Origin of the sequence: Xanthobacter luteus (genome assembly GCF_040049235.1) — a bacterium.
In the GTDB taxonomy this organism is placed as follows: domain Bacteria; phylum Pseudomonadota; class Alphaproteobacteria; order Rhizobiales; family Xanthobacteraceae; genus Xanthobacter.
The window spans coordinates 330,232-346,662 of sequence record NZ_JBDZDO010000001.1; the positions used below are offsets into that span (position 1 = coordinate 330,232).

Here is a 16,431-nt window from a genome sequence, read left to right on the forward strand (position 1 = left end):
GCGCCCCCTTCCTATGCCGGACACCTCCGGCCATTGCAAGCCGCCGGCCCCGTGGGAATCGCCAGATCCGGGGGGAATCACCGGATCTTGGGGGAATCGCCCGCGTAGAGCTTCTCCTCGACGATGGCCGAGCCGGTGAGCGCGCTGATGCGGCGCTTCAGGGCCGCGCGGCGGTCGTTGACGCCATAGACCTGGCGCGCCAGCGCCACGAACTCGGCATCGAACCGCCCTTCCCGCTCCAGGCGCCGCAGCGCGTCCTCGATGTCCCACAGGGCGCGATTCGCCGCCGCGAGCGCGGCCGTGAGCGCGGCGACCGCCTCGGGCATCGGCTCGCGGTCGCGCAGGGTCCGCAGCGCCGCAAGCTCGCGCAGCACGTTGGCCTGGGCCGACGGCTCGTCGATTCGCTCGGCCTTGATCTCGAGGATGGTGATCTTGTCGATCAGCTCGCCCACCGATACCGGGGCAAGCACCATGCGGGCGCCGCTCACAGCGATTCTCCCCGCTTCAGCGCCGCCACCATGCGGGTGATGCGGGCGAACACGCCGGCATAGTCGCCCGGCGTCTCCTGACGCACCAGGCGCAGGCTGGGATAGACCGGCGGTCGATCGGTCTCGCGGCCCCACCGCCAGTCCGGCGCGGCCTTCACCGCCAGCAAGGCCGGCCGCCCGCGCGCGCCGGCCAGATGGCCGAGCGAGGTGTCGACGCTGACCACCAGGTCGAGATGTTGCAGAATTGCCGCAGTGTCGATGAAGGTCCCGTCGGCGTCCCAGTCCGGCCCGAGCCGCGCCACCCGCGCGCCGAACGGGCAGGCATCGAGCTGCTCGGCGCCGAAGCCGTGCTGGAGGCTCACCAGTTCCACCCCGTCGAGCCCCGCCAAGGGGGCGAACATATCGAGCGGCACCGAGCGGCCGATGTCCACCGCCGCCGAGGGATCGCCCTGCCAGGAGATGCCGATGGTGAAGCCGCCCGGCAGCCGGCCGGTCCAGCGCGCGACCCGGCCGGGATCGGCGTTGAGGTAAGGCGGGGCGGGCCACAGCGCCGGGTCGGGGGCGATCAGGCGCGGCAGGCTCGCCAGCGGCGCCCAGAACAGGCCCGGCGCGCTGGTATCGAGATCGGACAAATCGGACACCACGCGCACCCGGGCGTCGATGCGCGACAGCAGCGGCACGAGCCGCGGCCGGGTGAGAAAGCGGGTGCGGATGCCGCGGTCGCCCAGCAGGCGCAGCAGGCGGCCGAACAGGATCTGATCGCCGATCCCCTGCTCGCCGACCACCACCAGCTCGTCCGGTTCGACGCGCCCGTCCCATTCGGTGAACGGCAGCGGACGGTAGGGCGGCGGCAGGAAGGAGGCGCGGCTTTCATACAAGCTCCAGCCCTCCGCCCAGCGGCCTTCGGCGAGATCATCCGCCGCCCGCAGATAGCGCGCCATGGGAAAGGTGGGGTCGATGGCCAGCGCCTGGTCCGCCAGAGCGCGCGCCGGCGCGGCCTCGCCTTGGTCGATCAGCAGCCGGGCCTTGGTGGTGAGCGCCCCGGGCGCGCGCGGGTCCAGCGCCAGCGCCCGCTCCACCGCCTGGCGCGCGCCCTCCGGCTCCTTGCGCTCGCGCCGCAGCTCGGCCAGCTCCTGCCAGAGCGCCGCCGCCGCGCCATTGCGCGCCAAGGCGGCCTCGGCGAGCCGCAGCGCCTCGTCGAGGTGGCCGCGCTGGCGCTCGGTGCGCACCAAAGCGGCCTGGAAGGCCGGCCGGTCGGGGGCGATGTTCACCGCCGCCGCGAACGCCGCGTGGGCGCCGTCCACGTCCGCCTGCCCCGCCAGGCCCTGACCCTTCAGGAAATAGGCGTCGGCGAGCGCGGGCGCGAGCTGCCGCGCCGCTTCCGCGGCCTGCGTCGCCTCGGCGAACCGGCCCAGCTCCAGCAGGGTGCCGGCGCGGGCCAGGTGGCGCTGGGGATCGCGCGGGTTGAGCGCCAGCGCGCGGTCGCAGTCCGCGAGCGCGGCCTCGGAGCGGCCGAGGCGCGACAGCGCCACCGCCCGGTTGGTGAGCGCCTCCTCGAGCGCCGGCTGGAGCGCGAGCGCGCAATCGTAGCAGGCGACCGCCGCGTCGAGCCGGCCGAGCTGCGCCAGCGCGTTGCCGGCCAGATAGTGCGCCTCGACGAAGCGCGGATCGAGCTCGCGCGCCTTCTCGAAGGCGTCGAGCGCCTTGTCCCACTTGGCCTCGGCCTGGCGCACGGCGCCCATCAGCAGATGCGCGTGCGGGTTGGTGCGGTGGGCGTCGCGCGCCTTGCGCGCGGCCGCCTGCGCCTCGCCCAGCCGGCCGGACTGGAGCAGCGCCAGCACCAGCAGCCGGGCGACGTCGAAGGCGTCCGGCGACGCCTTCAGCAAGGCGCGATAGTGGGTGACGGCCTCGTCGAGCCGCCCGTCCCGGTGCAGGGCTCCCGCCCGGGCCAGCTCCAACCGCGGATCCTTGCGCATGGCGCAGCAGCCCCCCTGGCGCCGGTCAGGCGCATCCCGTCATCCGCGCGGCCGGCCGCGCGGTCATCCCCGCGCGCGCTGGCCGAACAGCACCGCCTGGACGTCCTTGTCCTTGGCGATGTCGATCGAGGCGCGCTCCTCGGCGTTCACCGCGAGGCCGCGCTTGACCGCCGGGCGCGCGAGCACCCGCTCCAGCCAGGCCTTGAAGTGCGGAAATTCCTCGATCTTGATGCCCTGGCGCTCCCAGAGCTTGGCCCAGCCGACGCAGGCCATGTCGGCGATGGAATAATCGCCGGCGAGGTAGTCGCGGTCGGCGAGGCGCTTGTCCATCACACCGTAGAGCCGGTGCACCTCGTTCGAGTAGCGCTCGATCGCGTAGGGCACCTTCTCCGGCGCGTAGATGCGGAAATGGTGCGCCTGCCCGGCCATGGGGCCGAGCCCGCCCATCTGCCAGAACAGCCACTGCTCCACCTCCACCCGGCCGCGCTCGTCGGCGGGGTAGAAGCGGCCGGTCTTGCGGCCGAGATACTGCAGGATGGCACCGGATTCGAACACCGAGATCGGCGCCCCATCCGGCCCCTGCGGGTCGACGATGGCGGGCATCTTGTTGTTCGGCGAGATGGCGATGAAGTCCGGCTTGAACTGGTCGCCCTTGCCGATGTTGACGAGCTTGACCACGTAGGGCAGCCCGCACTCCTCCAGCATGATGGAGATCTTCCAGCCATTGGGCGTCGGCCAGTAATACAGCTCGATGGGCTGGGTCTGCATCTCGGTGGCGTTGGACTGGGGTGTGGCTTCGGCCATGGAACGCTCCCTCACGCGCGCGGAGCCGCCCCCGCGGCCTCGTGCCAATTGATTGGAACAGCCGGTTCCGACATCGCTGCGCGGCCGGAGCCGGCGCCGGATGCGATCAGGCTGGATCGATCTCGTCGGCCGGCCCCCCGTGGGTCGCCGGATGGCGCCGGCGCCGCCCGGCCCGCGCCGCACGCCGGCCCGCGGCCGGCTCTAGAGGTAGCCGTCCCGCCGGCCGCAGGCAAGGGAGGCCGCGACCACGCGCCCGTGAGCATGCCGGCGCGCCCCGGCCTCACCGGCACAGGGGATCGTCCGGCGCCAGCGGGGTCAGCTGCACGTCGCTCCAGCGGTGCGGATTCATCCAAGGCGACCACCATTTCATCGACATTTCGATGGTGTTCGACTTGGGCCGCGGCAGCAGGATCGGCAGACCGTTGACGATCCCGGTGACGCGCGCGCAGCCGGTGGCGGGGCGCGGCGGCGGGCGGTACTGGCGCTCGTTGACGATCACCACCCGCGCCCCCGGGAGGGCGGCGCGCAGCCGGCCCGCCGAGGTGCGGTCGTCCGCCACCAGGGTCGGGCTGGCGCCGAGCCGGGCGTCGACCGCCGCCTGGATCTTGTAGATCGGCTCGGCCGCCATGCAGCGCCCGCACAGGCGCGGGTCCGGCCACAGCGGCACCACCGCGCGCACCGCGGCGATGGCGACGTTCATGGCGAGCAGCAGCGCGAGGAAGATCACCACCCGATCGCGCCAGCCGCCGAGCCGCTCGAGCTCGGCGAACAAATAGACCGGCAGCAGCAGCAGGAAGACGTGGAAATAGCGGTCGCGCAGCGCCTCGGTCCCGGCGGCGGCGACGAACACCAGCGTCGCCACGACCCCGACCGCCATCAGGGTGCGCAGCACCCGGCGCGGCGGGCCGCGCTCGGCATCGGTGCGCCGCGCGCCCTCGCCGCGATTGTAGGGCAGGAACACCACCGCCACGAGCGCCACCAGCGGCAGCGCGTAGCCGGCGAGGGCGGCGAGGAAGGAGTTCAGGACCTCGTCCCAGCCCGCATTGGTGGCGCCGATGGTCTGGGCCGCGGCGGCGGCCACGTTCTGCCGGCCGAGATAGAGCGCCGCGCCATAGATGCCGAGCGGCACCGCCGCGGTCAGCAGGGTGACCAGCAGCCGCCGGTCCATGAGCGCGCGCCGGTAGGACGGCTCCAGCAGCCCCGCCAGCACCAGCGCGGCGAGGAAGGCGACGAAGCCGAACTTGCCGAGGATGCCCACGGCGATCCAGGCGCCGAGCCCGGCATAGAGCGCAAGGCTGGGGCGCCGGGCGATGGCGGTGAGCGTGAGGAAGGTGCCGGCGATGGCGACGATCATCACGTTGGAATGGGTGAGGATGCGGTGGCTGTGATAGCCGATCACCCAGATCGCCGTGAGCGAATAGACCGCGAGCGCCTGCATGCGCGGGTCTTCGATCACCTGCCGCGCCACCCGCCAGACCAGCAGCGCGCAGCCCGCCAGCAGCGCGTAGCGCAGCAGCGCGAAGGACAGGAGGCCGGTGCCGACCACCTGCTGCAGGCCATAGAGCAGCCAGTCGAAGAACGGCGGGTTGCGCGGGACGTAGGAGAGCTCCAGCGACTGGACCATGTAGCTCTCGATGGCGTCGTCCGCGTTCACCGCCACTTCCAGCAGGGTGGCGATGAGGATGTGCACCAGCGCCCAGACGAGCACGATCGTGACCACGCCCTGCGGGCGCGCCCACCACGGCACCGCGCCGACCGGCACGGCGCCGGCGGGCACATCCACACGGCGCAGGTCGAATGGATCGATGTGGGTCACGGGGGGTCTCGCCAATCGTCGGTCGGGCGCCTCTATAGACCCGTCCCGCCCGGGCCGCCACCGGGCAGAACCTAAAGGGTCTCCAGCACCGCGAACCCCGCGCCGCCGCCTGCCGCCAGGGCAGTCTCGGCGGCCTCGTGCAGCAGCAGGTCGTCGACCCGCGCCCCGAGCGGACCGGCGCGGCACGCCTCCACCATGGCGTCGACCGCGTCCGCCGGGCCGGCGAGCACCGCCTCCACCGCCCCGCTCCGGCGGTTGCGCACCCAGCCGGAAAGCCCGCGCCCGCGCGCCTCGTATGCGCACCAGGCGCGGTAGCCGACGCCCTGGACGCGGCCGCGCAACGTGAGGTGCACCACACGCCGTCCCGCATCCTGCCCCAAGGTCATCTGGCGCAGCCTTCCGCCGGCTTCAGCGCCTTGAAGTCGGCCATGGTGCCGATCAGCGCGAACTTGCCGTAGTCGATCTTCAGGTCACCCACCACGCCGTTGTCGTAGAGCGCGAAGCTCATCACATATTCCGGCGTGCCGCCGGAGCCGCCCTGTTCGTAATAGCTCACCGTGACCGGGAAGTAGGTGCTCGCGCCGAGCGCGGCGCGGGCCGCCGCGGGCACACGCTCCGGATTGGTGGTGGCGCGGCCGATCACGGTCAGGGTGTCATAGACCCGCGCGGGGTCGCTCGCGCCGTCATAGACCTTGGCCTCCAGCACCCGGTCGCCCGCCGTGCCGGCGGCGATCACCTTCGACACGTGCTCGGTGGGCATCAGCACCTTGCCGGCGATGGAGAGGGTGGCGGGCTTGGGCTTGGTCACCTCCACCTTCAGCGCCTCCGGGCCGTCACGGGTCACGTTGGCCTCGATCTCGCTGGTGCCGTCCTCGGCAGACTTGGTGGTGGAGGTGAAGCGGTAGGCTTTGCCCTCGCCGTCCTCCCACGCCTTGGAGGTCACCTCCTGGCTGAGGGTCGCGCCGTCGCCGGTGGTGCTGCGGCTGGTCTGGCGGGTGAGCGTGGTGAAGCCGGCGCAGGCATCGCCCGTGATCTCGTACTGGATCTCGCCGTGCATGTCCTCGAGCTGCCCGGTGGGCTTGGAGCCGTCCAGCACCAGGCGGTAGGTGGCCTTGTGGGCCAACAGCGGCACCGCCGCGGGCGCCGGGGCGGCGGCGAGCGCGACGGCGGCGAGGCCGAAGCCGGAGGCGATGAGGCGTGAACGAACCGGCATGTCTTCTCTCCCCGCCCCGCGCCGCCCGCCCCCGTTTCGGGACCGCTTGCGCCGCGGCGGCGCATCGGCCAAGAGGAAGGCCCAATTGCGCAAACCTTGTGGCAGGAGCGGCCAATGACCACCACGATCGAACAGAAGCTCGCGAGCCTCGGCATCACCCTGCCCAGCCCGCCGCCGCCGCGCGCCAATTATGTGCCGGTGGTGCGCACCGGCAACCTCTTGTTCGTCTCCGGCCAGATCTCGGTCGACGCCGAAGGCACGATCACCACCGGAAAGCTCGGCGGCGGGGTCGACATCGAGACCGGCCGCGCCGCCGCGAAGCTGTGCGCCATCAACATCCTGGCGCAGGTGAAGGCGACCATGGGCGACCTCGAGGCGCTGGTGCGGGTGGTGAAGCTCACCGCCTTCGTGAACTCAACCCCCGACTTCGCCGAACAGCCCAAGGTGGCGAACGGCTGCTCCGACTTCCTGGTGGAGATCCTCGGCGACAAGGGGCGCCACGCGCGCTCGGCGGTGGGCATCGCCGCGCTGCCCTCCGACGCCGCGGTCGAGATCGAAGCGGTGATCGAGGTGGCCTGAGGCGGGCCGAAAAAGGGGCGCGCCGGGCCATGAGCGATCCCGGCTTCCTCACGGCGCGCCCGGTGGCCCATCGCGGCCTGCACGATGCCGCGCGCGGCATCGTCGAGAACTCGGCTTCCGCCGTCGACGCGGCGATGGCGGGCGGCTTCGCCATCGAGGTGGACGTCCAGGCGAGCGCCGACGGCGAGGCCATGGTGTTCCACGACTTCGCCCTCGACCGGCTCACCGCGGCCTGCGGGCCGCTGAACGCGCTCGCGGCCGACGCCCTGCGCGCGGTCCCCTTCAAGGCCACCGCGGACCGCATGATGCGCCTGTCCGACCTGTTCGACCGGGTGGCCGGGCGCGTGCCGCTGCTGATCGAGATCAAGAGCGACTTTTCCGGCGACACGCGGCTCGCGGCGCGGGCGGCGCAATTGGCGTGTGCCTATGGCGGCCCGGTGGCGCTGATGTCGTTCGATCCCGCCATGGTCGCGGCGGTGCACGCGGCGGCGCCGACGGTGCCGCGCGGCATGGTCGCCGAGCGCCATTACCGGCCCCCGGGCTGGCCGGCGGTGACTGCCCGCCGCAGCTTCTGCCTCGGCAACCTGCTGCACTGGCCGCAGTCGCGCTTCCAGTTCGTCGCCTACCGCGTCGCCGATCTCGATGCGGCGGCGCCGCGCCTCGCCCGCGGCCTCGGTATGCCGCTGCTGGCCTGGACCGTGCGCACCCCGGACGAGCGGGCGCAAGCTATGCGGGGCGCCGACCAGATGATCTTCGAGGGCTTCGTTCCCTGATCCGGCGGAATCGGGCATGCTGCGACGCACCGCCGCGCTCCCGGGCGGACCCCGGCCGGCACACGTTTAGGACATGCCCGAAGTCTCCATCCGCGTCCTCACCGCGCTCGCGCAGATCGCGCCGCAGGACTGGGACGCCTGCGCCGCCGGCGGCGCCGCGCGGCCCGAGCCCTTCTTGTCGCACGCCTTCCTCTCGGCGCTCGAGGAGGCCGGCTGCGCCGGCGCCCGCTCCGGCTGGCAGCCCCAGCACCTGGTGCTGGACGGGCCGGGCGGCGTCCGCGCGGTCGCGCCCTGCTACCTGAAGGCCCATTCCCAGGGCGAATATGTGTTCGATCACGGCTGGGCCGACGCGTTCGAGCGCGCGGGCGGCGCCTATTATCCCAAGCTCCAGGTGGCGGTGCCGTTCACGCCGGTCACCGGCCGGCGCCTGCTGACCCGGGCGCCGGACGATGGGGCGGCGCGCGCCGCGCTCGCGGCGGGGCTGGCCGAGCTGGTGCGCCTGCGCAACGCCTCCTCCGCCCACGTCACCTTCGCCACAAAGGCCGAATGGGACGAGCTCGCGTGCCACGGCTTCCTGAAGCGCGCCGACCGGCAGTTCCAGTGGCTGAACGCCGGCTATACAGGCTATGACGACTTCCTCGCCGAACTCGCCTCGCGCAAGCGCAAGGCGCTGAAGAAGGAGCGGCGCGAGGCGCTGGAAGGCGGCATCGAGATCGAATGGCTCACCGGCGCGGGCCTCACCGCCGCCGCCTGGGACGCCTTCTTCGCCTTCTACATGGACACCGGCGCGCGCAAATGGGGCCGGCCCTATCTCAACCGGAAATTCTTCGCGCTGATCGGCGCGCGCATGGCCGACCGGGTGCTGCTGGTGATGGCGAAGCGCGCCGGGCGCTATGTGGCCGGGGCGCTCAACTTCATCGGCGAGGACGCGCTCTACGGCCGCTATTGGGGGGCGATCGAGGAGCACCCGTTCCTGCATTTCGAGGTCTGCTACCACCAGGCCATCGACTTCGCCATCGCCAACGGCCTCGCCCGCGTCGAGGCCGGGGCGCAGGGCGAGCACAAATTGGCGCGCGGCTATCTGCCGGTCGCGACCCATTCCGCCCATCTGATCGCCCATCCGGGCCTGCGGCGCGCGGTCGCACAATTCCTGGAGCACGAGCGCACCGCGGTAGAGGAGGACGCGGCGCTCCTCACCGAGCTCGGCCCGTTCCGCCGCGGCGCGCCGCCCGGCGAGGCCGAATAGCAGCCGTGCGGCGCGCGCGCATTGCGGCGGCGCGGCCCCCCTCGCTATAGTTCGCGCCGGGCGGAGAGGGAGCAGGGCGGATGCCGGCGGACGGACCGGCCTTTCGAGGCTCCAGGGGGAAGGCGATGACCTATTGTTGCGGCGTATTGGTGCGGGACGGCCTCGTGATGATCGCCGACACCAGGACCAATGCCGGGCTCGACAACATCTCCACCTTCCGCAAGCTCCACGTGTTCGAGGAGCCGGGCCACCATGTGCTGGCCATCGCCTGCGCCGGCAACCTCTCGGTGTCGCAATCGGTGATCAGCCTGCTGCACGAGGGCGTGGAAGACCACGAGGCCGGCGAGCGCCACCAGCTGCGCGACACCCGCACCATGTTCCAGGCCGCCCAGCTGGTGGGCACCGCGATCCGCCAGGTGCACCGGGTCAATGGCGACGTGATGGAGCAGAGCTCGGTCAATTTCGACGTGTCGTTCCTGCTCGGCGGGCAGATCGCCGGCGGGCCGCTGCGCCTGTTCATGATCTACAATGCCGGCAACTTCATCGAGTGCACGCAGGACACCCCGTTCCTGCAGATCGGCGAGCACAAATACGGCAAGCCGGTGCTGGACCGCGCCGTGAGCTACGACATGGAGATCGCCGACGCGCTCAAGACCAGCCTGATCTCCATGGATTCCACCATGCGCTCGAATCTCGGCGTCGGGCTGCCCATCGACGTGCTGGTGGTGTGCCCGGACAAGATGCATTCCGAGCTGAAATACCGCATCGAGCCCGGCGAGCCCTATTTCCACGATCTGCGCGAGCGCTGGTCGGCGGCGCTGCGGGCGGCGCACACCTCGATCCCCCGGCCGCCTTACATGAAGGACGTGCGCAGCCTCACCCGCGAGATCGCCAAGCGCGAGCGCGAGGGCACCTGAGACCCGCGCGGCGGCCGCCTGGCGGCCGCCGGGAACCGGATGCGCTCAGAAGGCCTTGAAGGTGAGGATGGTGCGGGTGTCCTGGATGCCGGCGATGGTCTGCACCTTCTCGTTCACGAAATGGCCGATGTCGGTGCCCGCCTCCACGTAGAACTTGACCATGAGATCGAAGTCGCCGGCGGTGGAGTAGATCTCCGAGGCGATCTCGGCATTGGCGAGCGCCGTCGCCACGTCGTAGGACTTGCCGAGCTGGCACTTGATCTGGACGAAGAAGGGGATCACCGCGGGCTCCCTGAGCATGGCCGGCGCCACGTTGGACAATTCGTGCCGCCCTGGCAAGGCCGCCGGCCGGGGCCGGGACCCTCGACTTTCTGCGGAGCATTGCCATGGCCCCTGCCCTTCTCGGCGCCGAACGCGCCGCGCCCATCGCCCTCACCATCGCCGGCTCCGATTCGAGCGGCGGCGCGGGCATCCAGGCGGATCTGAAGACCTTCTCGGCGCTCGGCGTCTACGGCGCCAGCGTCATCACCGCGCTCACCGCCCAGAACACGCGCGGCGTCACCGCCATCCACGACGTGCCGGACGACTTCATCGCCGCCCAGGCGGACGCGGTGTTTACCGACCTCGACGTGAGGGCGGTGAAGATCGGCATGCTCTCGCGCCCGGGCGCCATCCTCGCGGTCGCCGCGGCGCTGGAGCGCCACCAGGCGCGCGTGGTGGTGCTGGACCCGGTGATGGTGGCCGCCTCCGGCGCCAAGCTGCTCGCGGACGACGCCGTGGCGAGCCTCAAGGAGGTGCTGATCCCGCGCTGCGACCTGCTCACCCCCAACCTTCCCGAGGCGGCGGCCCTCCTCGGCCGGCCGATGGCGCAGGACGAGGACGAGATGCAGCGCCAGAGCGAGGCCCTGCTCGCCCTCGGGGCGAAGGCGGTGCTCATGAAGGGCGGGCACGGCAGCGGGCCGCAGAGCGTCGACCTGCTGGTGGAGCCGGGCCGCGCCACGCGGCTCGCGGCGCCGCGCCAGGCGACCATGAACACCCACGGCACCGGCTGCACCCTGTCCTCGGCCATCGCCGCCGAGCTCGCCAAGGGCGAGGACCTCGGCGCGGCGGTCCGCAGCGCGAAGGCCTACATCACCGGCGCCATCGCCGCCGCCGACCGGCTGCGGGTCGGCCACGGCCACGGGCCGGTGCACCATTTCTGGGCGTTCTGGCCGCGCTGAGCGCCGGCACCCTCACACCGCGAATTGTCTTGCCGCCTGGGAATTGCGCGCTATCGTCCGGCCCAACGAACGCTCGTTCGGCGGAAAGGATGACGGCACATGGCGGTCAGGGAGCGAAGCGGCACTGCCCTGGAGACGGGCGCGCAGGTGCTCACCGGGCAGCTGGGCAAGACCATCCAGCGCTTGCGCAAGGCCTACAACCTCTCGCTCTCCGAGCTCGCCGAGCAGTCGGGCGTCGCCAAGTCCATCATCAGCCAGATCGAGCGCAACGAGACCAACCCGACGCTCGCCACCGTCTGGCGCCTGTCGCAGGCGCTCGACATGTCGGTGGAGCGGGTGCTCGCCTCCTCCGACGACGCGCCGTTCCTGGAGAAGCTCACGCGCGCCGACACGCCGATCCTGGTCTCCGAGGACGGGCGCTGCCGGCTGTCCATCATCGGCTGGATCAAGACCGTGGAGTGGCTGCAATATTACGACCTGCGCGCCGAGCCCGGCGGCGAACTCGATTCGGAGGGCCACCAGCGCGGCGCGGTGGAGTGCCTGTCGGTGCTCGCCGGCACGCTGGAAGTGGAGGTGGCCGGCGAGGTGGAGAGCGTGAAGGAAGGCGAGACGCTGCGCTATCGCTGCGACCGCCGCCACGTGATCCGCAACCGCTCCGGCGCGCCCGCCCATGCGGTGATGGTGTGCCTGCTGAAGGCGGCGGTGCTGGACTAGAGCCGGACCTCATCCCCCCGGCGCGCCGGAGGGATCCAGCGGTGGGCGCGCGCGGGCGGCGCCGGCCCGGGCGGCGCCCTGCCCCACGGAGCAAGCCCCGGACAAGCCGGGGCCGGACGAAGCGCACGCGGGCGATGCCCCGGACGCGCCGGGGCATGACGGCGCGATGGGCGCCGCGCTCACTCGTCGGTGAGCGGCCCGAGGATCACCAGCTCGAGCTTCACCCAGTTGGAGAGCTGGGCATAAGTGAGCTTCTCGGCCTTCAGGTCGTAGGTGATCTCCGAGCGGGTCGGGCCGACGCACGAGAGCTTTCCGTCCTCGCCCTTCACCCGCTTGCAGCCGTCCTCGCTGTCCTTGTAGTAGACCCGGCCGTAAAGGCCCGGCTTCGACTGGTCGGCGTTGGAGAAGAACGCGTCCGCCTGCGCCTGCGCGGCGGAGGAATCGAAGAAGCTCTGGTCGTTCTGCACCGCCTGCTCGTTCCAGCGCAGGTTGTACTCATAATAGCCGGTATAGGGCTTCTTCTTGCCCGCCTTGTCGGTGAAGCTGCCCTCCTCCTCCACGTAGCGGATCGAGCCGGTGACGCGGTCGGTGAAGGAGCGGTCGGCCACGGTGTAGGTGAAGGTCACGCCGTTCTGGTCGGTGAGCCAGTTGCCCAGCTCGTAGTCGTAGTCGAGGTTGCCGGACACCCGCACCTCGGGCAGGAACGAGAACGGGCCGGAGGGCAGCTGCGCCCGCTCGAAGCGCAGCGGGTCCGGGTTCTTCACCTGGATCGACACCACCTTGCCGTCGACATAGCGCGAATAGACCTTGGTGGCCTCGGAGCTCGCCTTGCGGAACTGCTCGCCCACCTCCCACCAGCGCGTGACGTTGCGACCCTGGATCGAGCCGCCGGCGGCGGACGAGGTCTGGTTGCCCTTGACGATGTCGAGGCGCAGGCGGCCGGCGTCCGGGATGTAGCGGCCGTTATTGTCGATCTGCAGGTCGCCGCGCAGGATCGCCACCTCGCGCGCGATCTGGCTCGGGTTCGAGGGGTTCACCACGTCGAACTTCACCGAATAGGTCAGGCTCTTGCCTGGCGTGCGCTGGACCTGGCCCTTGAGGATCATCAGGTCGGCGACGGCGAGCTCGTTGATCTCGTAGAGGTCGGTGCCGGTGGAGGGCCGCGCCAGGCGCGAATTGTAGTCCACCGTCATGGTGCCGGTGAGCCGCGCCTTGTCGGCGGGGATTTCCCTGATCGCCTGGCTCGGCTGCTGGGCGAAGGCCGGGACGGCCAGAACGAGGCTCGCCGCGCACAGCACGGCGGACGGGGTGCGAAAGGTCATCTCAATCTCCCAATGGATGACGGGTCGCGCGCCGGCTCGCCCGGCGCCCGACGGAAGGGGCGCCCACCCCGCCAGGCGACGCCCTTCCCGCGTGTCCTGCCGAAGCGGCAGGGACGCGCGAGGCGCACAAAGGGGCCGAAAGGTGGCGGAAGCGTGGCGTCCCATCCCATCGGCGGACGCAAGATCGGGCAGGCCTTGCGGGAGCGCCAGGAAGCCTGAGACAGGACCTCCGGCGTGCGCCGGCGGTCTCAGCCCCCGCGCGCCTTGATCATGCGCAGGGGATTGTAGGTCAGCACCTCCGTGCCGTCGGCGCGGCGCACCGCGTTGAAGGTGCGCACCAGGCCGCGGTCGCCGCGCGAGGTGCGGCGCGCCTCCACCACCTCGCAGAACACCGTGAGGGTGTCGCCCACCACGGTCGGCCCCTTCACCTTCACGTCGGCCTCGAGGAAAGCGAGGCCGGTGTCCTGCATCATCGGCAGCATCAGCCCTTCGGCGAAGGCATAGACCAGCGAGCCCGGCACCACGGCGGCGGGCAGCGTCATGCCCTCGCGGTGGGCGGCGTTGGTGAACAGCTCCTCGGTGAGCCAGGTGAGGTTGCAGAAGGCGGCGAGGTCCGCTTCCAGGATGGTGCGCCCGGCGGTGCGGAAGCGCATGCCGAGGCTCAAGTCCTCGAAGTGGAAGCCGATGCCGATCTTGGGCCAGAGGGCATCCGCGGCGTCAGTCATTGTCGTCCTCCCGGGGGCGGCCCACGGCGCCCGCCGCCGCCAGGGCCGAGATGTCGTCCGGCGAATAGCCGAGCTCGGCGAGCACCGCGTCGGTATCGGCGCCGATGGCCGCGGCCGGCCGGTCCGGCGCGTGCGGGGCGCCGCGGAACACCACCGGCTGGCGCAGCGTGCGGGCGAACCCGGCCGCGCCAAGCGCGCCGGGCTCGAAGAAGCCCACCGCGTTCAGATGCGGATCGGCCAGCAGATCGTCGAGGTCATTGACCTTGGAATAGGGAATGTCGAGCCGCGCGAAGGTCTCCAGCCAGTCGGCGGTGGCGCGCCGCGCGACGGCGGCGCCGAGCACCGCGTAAAGCTCGCCCACGCGCCTGCTGCGCTCGCCGGGGTCCTGGAACCAGGGCTCGGCGGCGATGTCCTCGCGGCCGATCTCGTGCAGCAGGCGCCGCCACTGGTCGCCGGTATAAGGCAGCGCCGCGACCCAGCCGTCGCTGGTGCGGTAGGGCTTGCGGTCGGGCGAGAACAGGCGGTGATAGCCCGCCCCCTTCGGCTCGGCCGAGAAGGTGGCCGCCGCCAGGTGCTCGTTGAGCAGAAAGCCGACCAGGCTCTCGAACATGGGCACCTCCACGTCCACCGCCTCGATCAGCCCGCGCGCCTGGGCGGCGACCGCCGCCAGCACGCCGTAGACCGCATAGAGCGAGGCCACCTTGTCGGCCACCACGCTCGGCACGTAGGCCGGCGCGCCGCCCACATGGGCCGGCAGCATGGCGAGCCCGCTCGCCGCCTGGATCACGTCGTCATAGGCCGGCCGGTCGCGATAGGGCCCGTCCTGGCCGAAGCCGATGGCGGAGCAGTAGATGATGCGGGGGTTGATCGCCTTCACCGCGGCGAAGCCGAAGCCGAGCCTTGTGATGGCGTCGACCCGCATGTTGTGCAGCAGCACGTTGGAGGTGGCGATCAGCCGGCGCAGCACCTCCTTGCCGGCCGCGCTCTTGAGGTCGAGCGCGAGGCTCTTCTTGTTGCGGTTGTTGTTGGCGAACATGGCCCCCATGCCGTCCGGCGAGACCGGATGGACGGCGCGGGCGAGCTCGCCCTCCAGCGGCTCCACCTTGATCACCTCGGCGCCGAGGTCGGCCAGCACCTGGCCGGCGAACGGGCCGAGGACGATGGAGGTGATGTCGACGACACGGATGCCGGAGAGCAGCGGGATCATTGGGCCTCGAACCGGGAGAGGATGGCCTGGGCGGTCTTGATGTGCGGCCGGTCCACCATGCGCCCGTCGAGCTTGAAGGCGGAGGCGCCGGGATTGTCCGCCGCCAGCGCCAGCACGCGGCGCGCCCAGTCGAGGGTCGCCGCGTCCGGCGCGAGGCCGGCATGGATCGGCGCCACTTGGGCCGGGTGGATCGCCATGCGCGCCCGGTAGCCGAGTTCGGCGGCGCGGCGGGTGTCCGCCTCCAGCGCGGCGAGGTCGCGGAAGTTCGCGTCCACCGCGTCGATCGGGGTGATGCCGGCGGCGGTGGCGGCCAGCAGGCAGAACACTTGCGCATGGGTGGCGAGCACCGTCTGGGCGTCGGTGCGCCCCGGCAGCGGCGCGCGGCCGAGGTCGGCCGACAGGTCCTCCATGCCCCAGGTGTAGCCCGTGAGGCGCGGATGGCCCTTGCCGAGGTCGGCGCCGTTGAGCAGGGACGCGGCGGTCTCGGTGACGATGCCGACGATGCCCACATGGCCAGAAGCCACGCCTTCGCGCGCCTCCTGCGCGTCGAGGGCGGCGGCGAGCGGCGCCAGTTGGGCGATGGCGGAGAGCTTCGGCCAGACGATGCCGGCCAGCGGAGCGAGCGGCAGCGCCGCAAGCTCGGCGAGCGCGCGCACGGGCTCGGTGCCGTTGAGGCGCACGAACAACAGCGGGCCGCCCCCCGGCCCTTCGCCATCGCCCCGCGCCGCGAGGAAATCGCGCACGGTGCCCACCGCCGCATCCTTGCGCTCGGGCGCGACCGAATCCTCGAGGTCCAGGATGATGGCGTCGGCCGCGCCGGCGGCGGCCTTCGCCATCTTCTCCGGCGCGTCGCCGGGCACGAACAGATAGGAGCGCGGCGCCCGCCTGAGGTCAGGCGACATGGCTGTCTCCTGCGGCCGCTGCGGCCGGCCGGCGGCGCATGAAGGCCTGGCGGCGGCACACCGCCACCTCGACGCCGTCCTGGTTGAACGCCTTGTGCTCGAACTCCACGAGCCCGGCGTCGGCGCGCGAGCGGCTCTCGCGCTTGGCGACGATGGTGGTCTCGACGCGGATCGAGTCGCCCTGGAACACGGGCTTCGGGAAACGCACGTCGCTCATGCCGAGATTGGCGATGGTGGTGCCGAGCGTGGTGTCGGCCACCGTGATGCCGATCATCACGCCAAGCGTGAACAGGCTGTTGACCAGCGGCTGGCCGAACTCGGTCTTGGCGGCGAAGTGGCGGTCGATGTGCAGCGGCTGCGGGTTCATGGTCAGGCAGCTGAACAGCATGTTGTCGGATTCGGTGATGGTGCGCGTGATCGCGTGGGCGATCACGCGGCCTTCGACGAAGTCTTCGTAATAGAGGCCCGCCATGGGTCGGCTCCTCGGCGTTCGATCGCGGGGGCAGGACGGCGGGCGGGGAGGAACGCG

General features: G+C 71.6%; 18 protein-coding genes. 6 read left to right on the forward strand and 12 right to left on the reverse strand.

The window, feature by feature from the left end:
* Positions 1–77: 77 nt before the first annotated feature.
* From ABLE88_RS01665 to ABLE88_RS01690, 6 genes are all read right to left on the reverse strand, one after another.
* Entirely contained in the window at positions 78–488 is a 411-nt protein-coding gene (locus ABLE88_RS01665) for a DUF6165 family protein (protein WP_348829637.1), read from the reverse strand.
* The gene (locus tag ABLE88_RS01670; protein ID WP_348829638.1) at positions 485–2,446 is read right to left on the reverse strand and encodes a tetratricopeptide repeat protein; all 1,962 of its coding nucleotides are present in this window, start codon (positions 2,444–2,446) and stop codon (positions 485–487) included. Before ABLE88_RS01670 ends, ABLE88_RS01665 begins: the two co-directional genes overlap by 4 nt.
* An 81-nt stretch (positions 2,447–2,527) precedes the next feature.
* Positions 2,528–3,268: a glutathione binding-like protein gene (locus tag ABLE88_RS01675; protein WP_348829639.1), complete on the reverse strand. Its 741-nt coding sequence runs from the start codon at positions 3,266–3,268 to the stop codon at positions 2,528–2,530.
* Between the two features lie 280 nt (positions 3,269–3,548).
* A complete protein-coding gene (locus ABLE88_RS01680; protein ID WP_348829640.1) occupies positions 3,549–5,084 on the reverse strand; it encodes a glycosyltransferase family 39 protein in 1,536 nt (511 codons plus the stop codon).
* A 71-nt stretch (positions 5,085–5,155) separates the two neighbouring features.
* Positions 5,156–5,470: an acylphosphatase gene (locus tag ABLE88_RS01685; RefSeq protein ID WP_348829641.1), complete on the reverse strand. Its 315-nt coding sequence runs from the start codon at positions 5,468–5,470 to the stop codon at positions 5,156–5,158.
* A complete protein-coding gene (locus ABLE88_RS01690; RefSeq protein ID WP_348829642.1) occupies positions 5,467–6,297 on the reverse strand; it encodes an EipB family protein in 831 nt (276 codons plus the stop codon). The genes ABLE88_RS01685 and ABLE88_RS01690 overlap by 4 nt, the downstream gene beginning before the upstream one ends.
* A gap of 114 nt (positions 6,298–6,411) precedes the next feature.
* Between ABLE88_RS01690 and ABLE88_RS01695 the strand changes: the two genes are divergently transcribed.
* The 4 genes from ABLE88_RS01695 (at position 6,412) to ABLE88_RS01710 (ending at position 9,812) form a co-directional block, all read left to right on the forward strand.
* Positions 6,412–6,876 (forward strand): RidA family protein, encoded by a 465-nt coding sequence (locus tag ABLE88_RS01695; RefSeq protein WP_348829643.1) that lies wholly within the window; start codon positions 6,412–6,414, stop codon positions 6,874–6,876.
* A gap of 29 nt (positions 6,877–6,905) precedes the next feature.
* Positions 6,906–7,649, forward strand: a complete 744-nt coding sequence (locus ABLE88_RS01700) for a glycerophosphodiester phosphodiesterase family protein (protein ID WP_348829644.1) — start codon at positions 6,906–6,908, stop codon at positions 7,647–7,649.
* Between the two features lie 73 nt (positions 7,650–7,722).
* On the forward strand, positions 7,723–8,895 hold the full coding sequence (locus tag ABLE88_RS01705; protein WP_348829645.1) for a GNAT family N-acetyltransferase: 1,173 nt from the start codon (positions 7,723–7,725) through the stop codon (positions 8,893–8,895).
* 125 nt (positions 8,896–9,020) lie between these two features.
* A complete protein-coding gene (locus ABLE88_RS01710) occupies positions 9,021–9,812 on the forward strand; it encodes a proteasome-type protease (protein WP_348829646.1) in 792 nt (263 codons plus the stop codon).
* Between the two features lie 45 nt (positions 9,813–9,857).
* On the opposite strand, the gene ABLE88_RS01715 is transcribed toward ABLE88_RS01710, so the two are convergent.
* Complete coding sequence (locus tag ABLE88_RS01715; protein WP_348831059.1) at positions 9,858–10,094, reverse strand: Lrp/AsnC ligand binding domain-containing protein; 237 nt, start codon at positions 10,092–10,094, stop codon at positions 9,858–9,860.
* Between the two features lie 104 nt (positions 10,095–10,198).
* Here ABLE88_RS01715 and thiD point away from each other — a divergent pair, with 104 nt between their 5' ends.
* Positions 10,199–11,032: a bifunctional hydroxymethylpyrimidine kinase/phosphomethylpyrimidine kinase gene (gene thiD / locus ABLE88_RS01720; protein ID WP_348829647.1), complete on the forward strand. Its 834-nt coding sequence runs from the start codon at positions 10,199–10,201 to the stop codon at positions 11,030–11,032.
* A 99-nt stretch (positions 11,033–11,131) separates the two neighbouring features.
* On the forward strand, positions 11,132–11,746 hold the full coding sequence (locus tag ABLE88_RS01725) for a helix-turn-helix domain-containing protein (protein ID WP_348829648.1): 615 nt from the start codon (positions 11,132–11,134) through the stop codon (positions 11,744–11,746).
* A 179-nt stretch (positions 11,747–11,925) separates the two neighbouring features.
* Here the strand turns inward: ABLE88_RS01725 and ABLE88_RS01730 are convergent, their stop codons facing one another.
* The 5 genes from ABLE88_RS01730 to ABLE88_RS01750 all read right to left on the reverse strand — a co-directional run bounded on the left by ABLE88_RS01730 (position 11,926) and on the right by ABLE88_RS01750 (position 16,374).
* The gene (locus ABLE88_RS01730; RefSeq protein WP_348829649.1) at positions 11,926–13,068 is read right to left on the reverse strand and encodes a hypothetical protein; all 1,143 of its coding nucleotides are present in this window, start codon (positions 13,066–13,068) and stop codon (positions 11,926–11,928) included.
* A gap of 248 nt (positions 13,069–13,316) precedes the next feature.
* Entirely contained in the window at positions 13,317–13,793 is a 477-nt protein-coding gene (locus ABLE88_RS01735; protein ID WP_348829650.1) for a MaoC family dehydratase, read from the reverse strand.
* Positions 13,786–15,000 carry a CaiB/BaiF CoA transferase family protein gene (locus tag ABLE88_RS01740; protein WP_348829651.1) on the reverse strand — a complete coding sequence of 405 codons (1,215 nt, stop codon included), beginning with the start codon at positions 14,998–15,000 and terminating at the stop codon, positions 13,786–13,788. The genes ABLE88_RS01735 and ABLE88_RS01740 overlap by 8 nt, the downstream gene beginning before the upstream one ends.
* Positions 14,997–15,902 carry an HpcH/HpaI aldolase/citrate lyase family protein gene (locus tag ABLE88_RS01745; RefSeq protein WP_348829652.1) on the reverse strand — a complete coding sequence of 302 codons (906 nt, stop codon included), beginning with the start codon at positions 15,900–15,902 and terminating at the stop codon, positions 14,997–14,999. The genes ABLE88_RS01740 and ABLE88_RS01745 overlap by 4 nt, the downstream gene beginning before the upstream one ends.
* Positions 15,892–16,374: a MaoC family dehydratase gene (locus ABLE88_RS01750; protein ID WP_348829653.1), complete on the reverse strand. Its 483-nt coding sequence runs from the start codon at positions 16,372–16,374 to the stop codon at positions 15,892–15,894. The genes ABLE88_RS01745 and ABLE88_RS01750 overlap by 11 nt, the downstream gene beginning before the upstream one ends.
* Between the last annotated feature and the right edge of the window lie 57 nt (positions 16,375–16,431).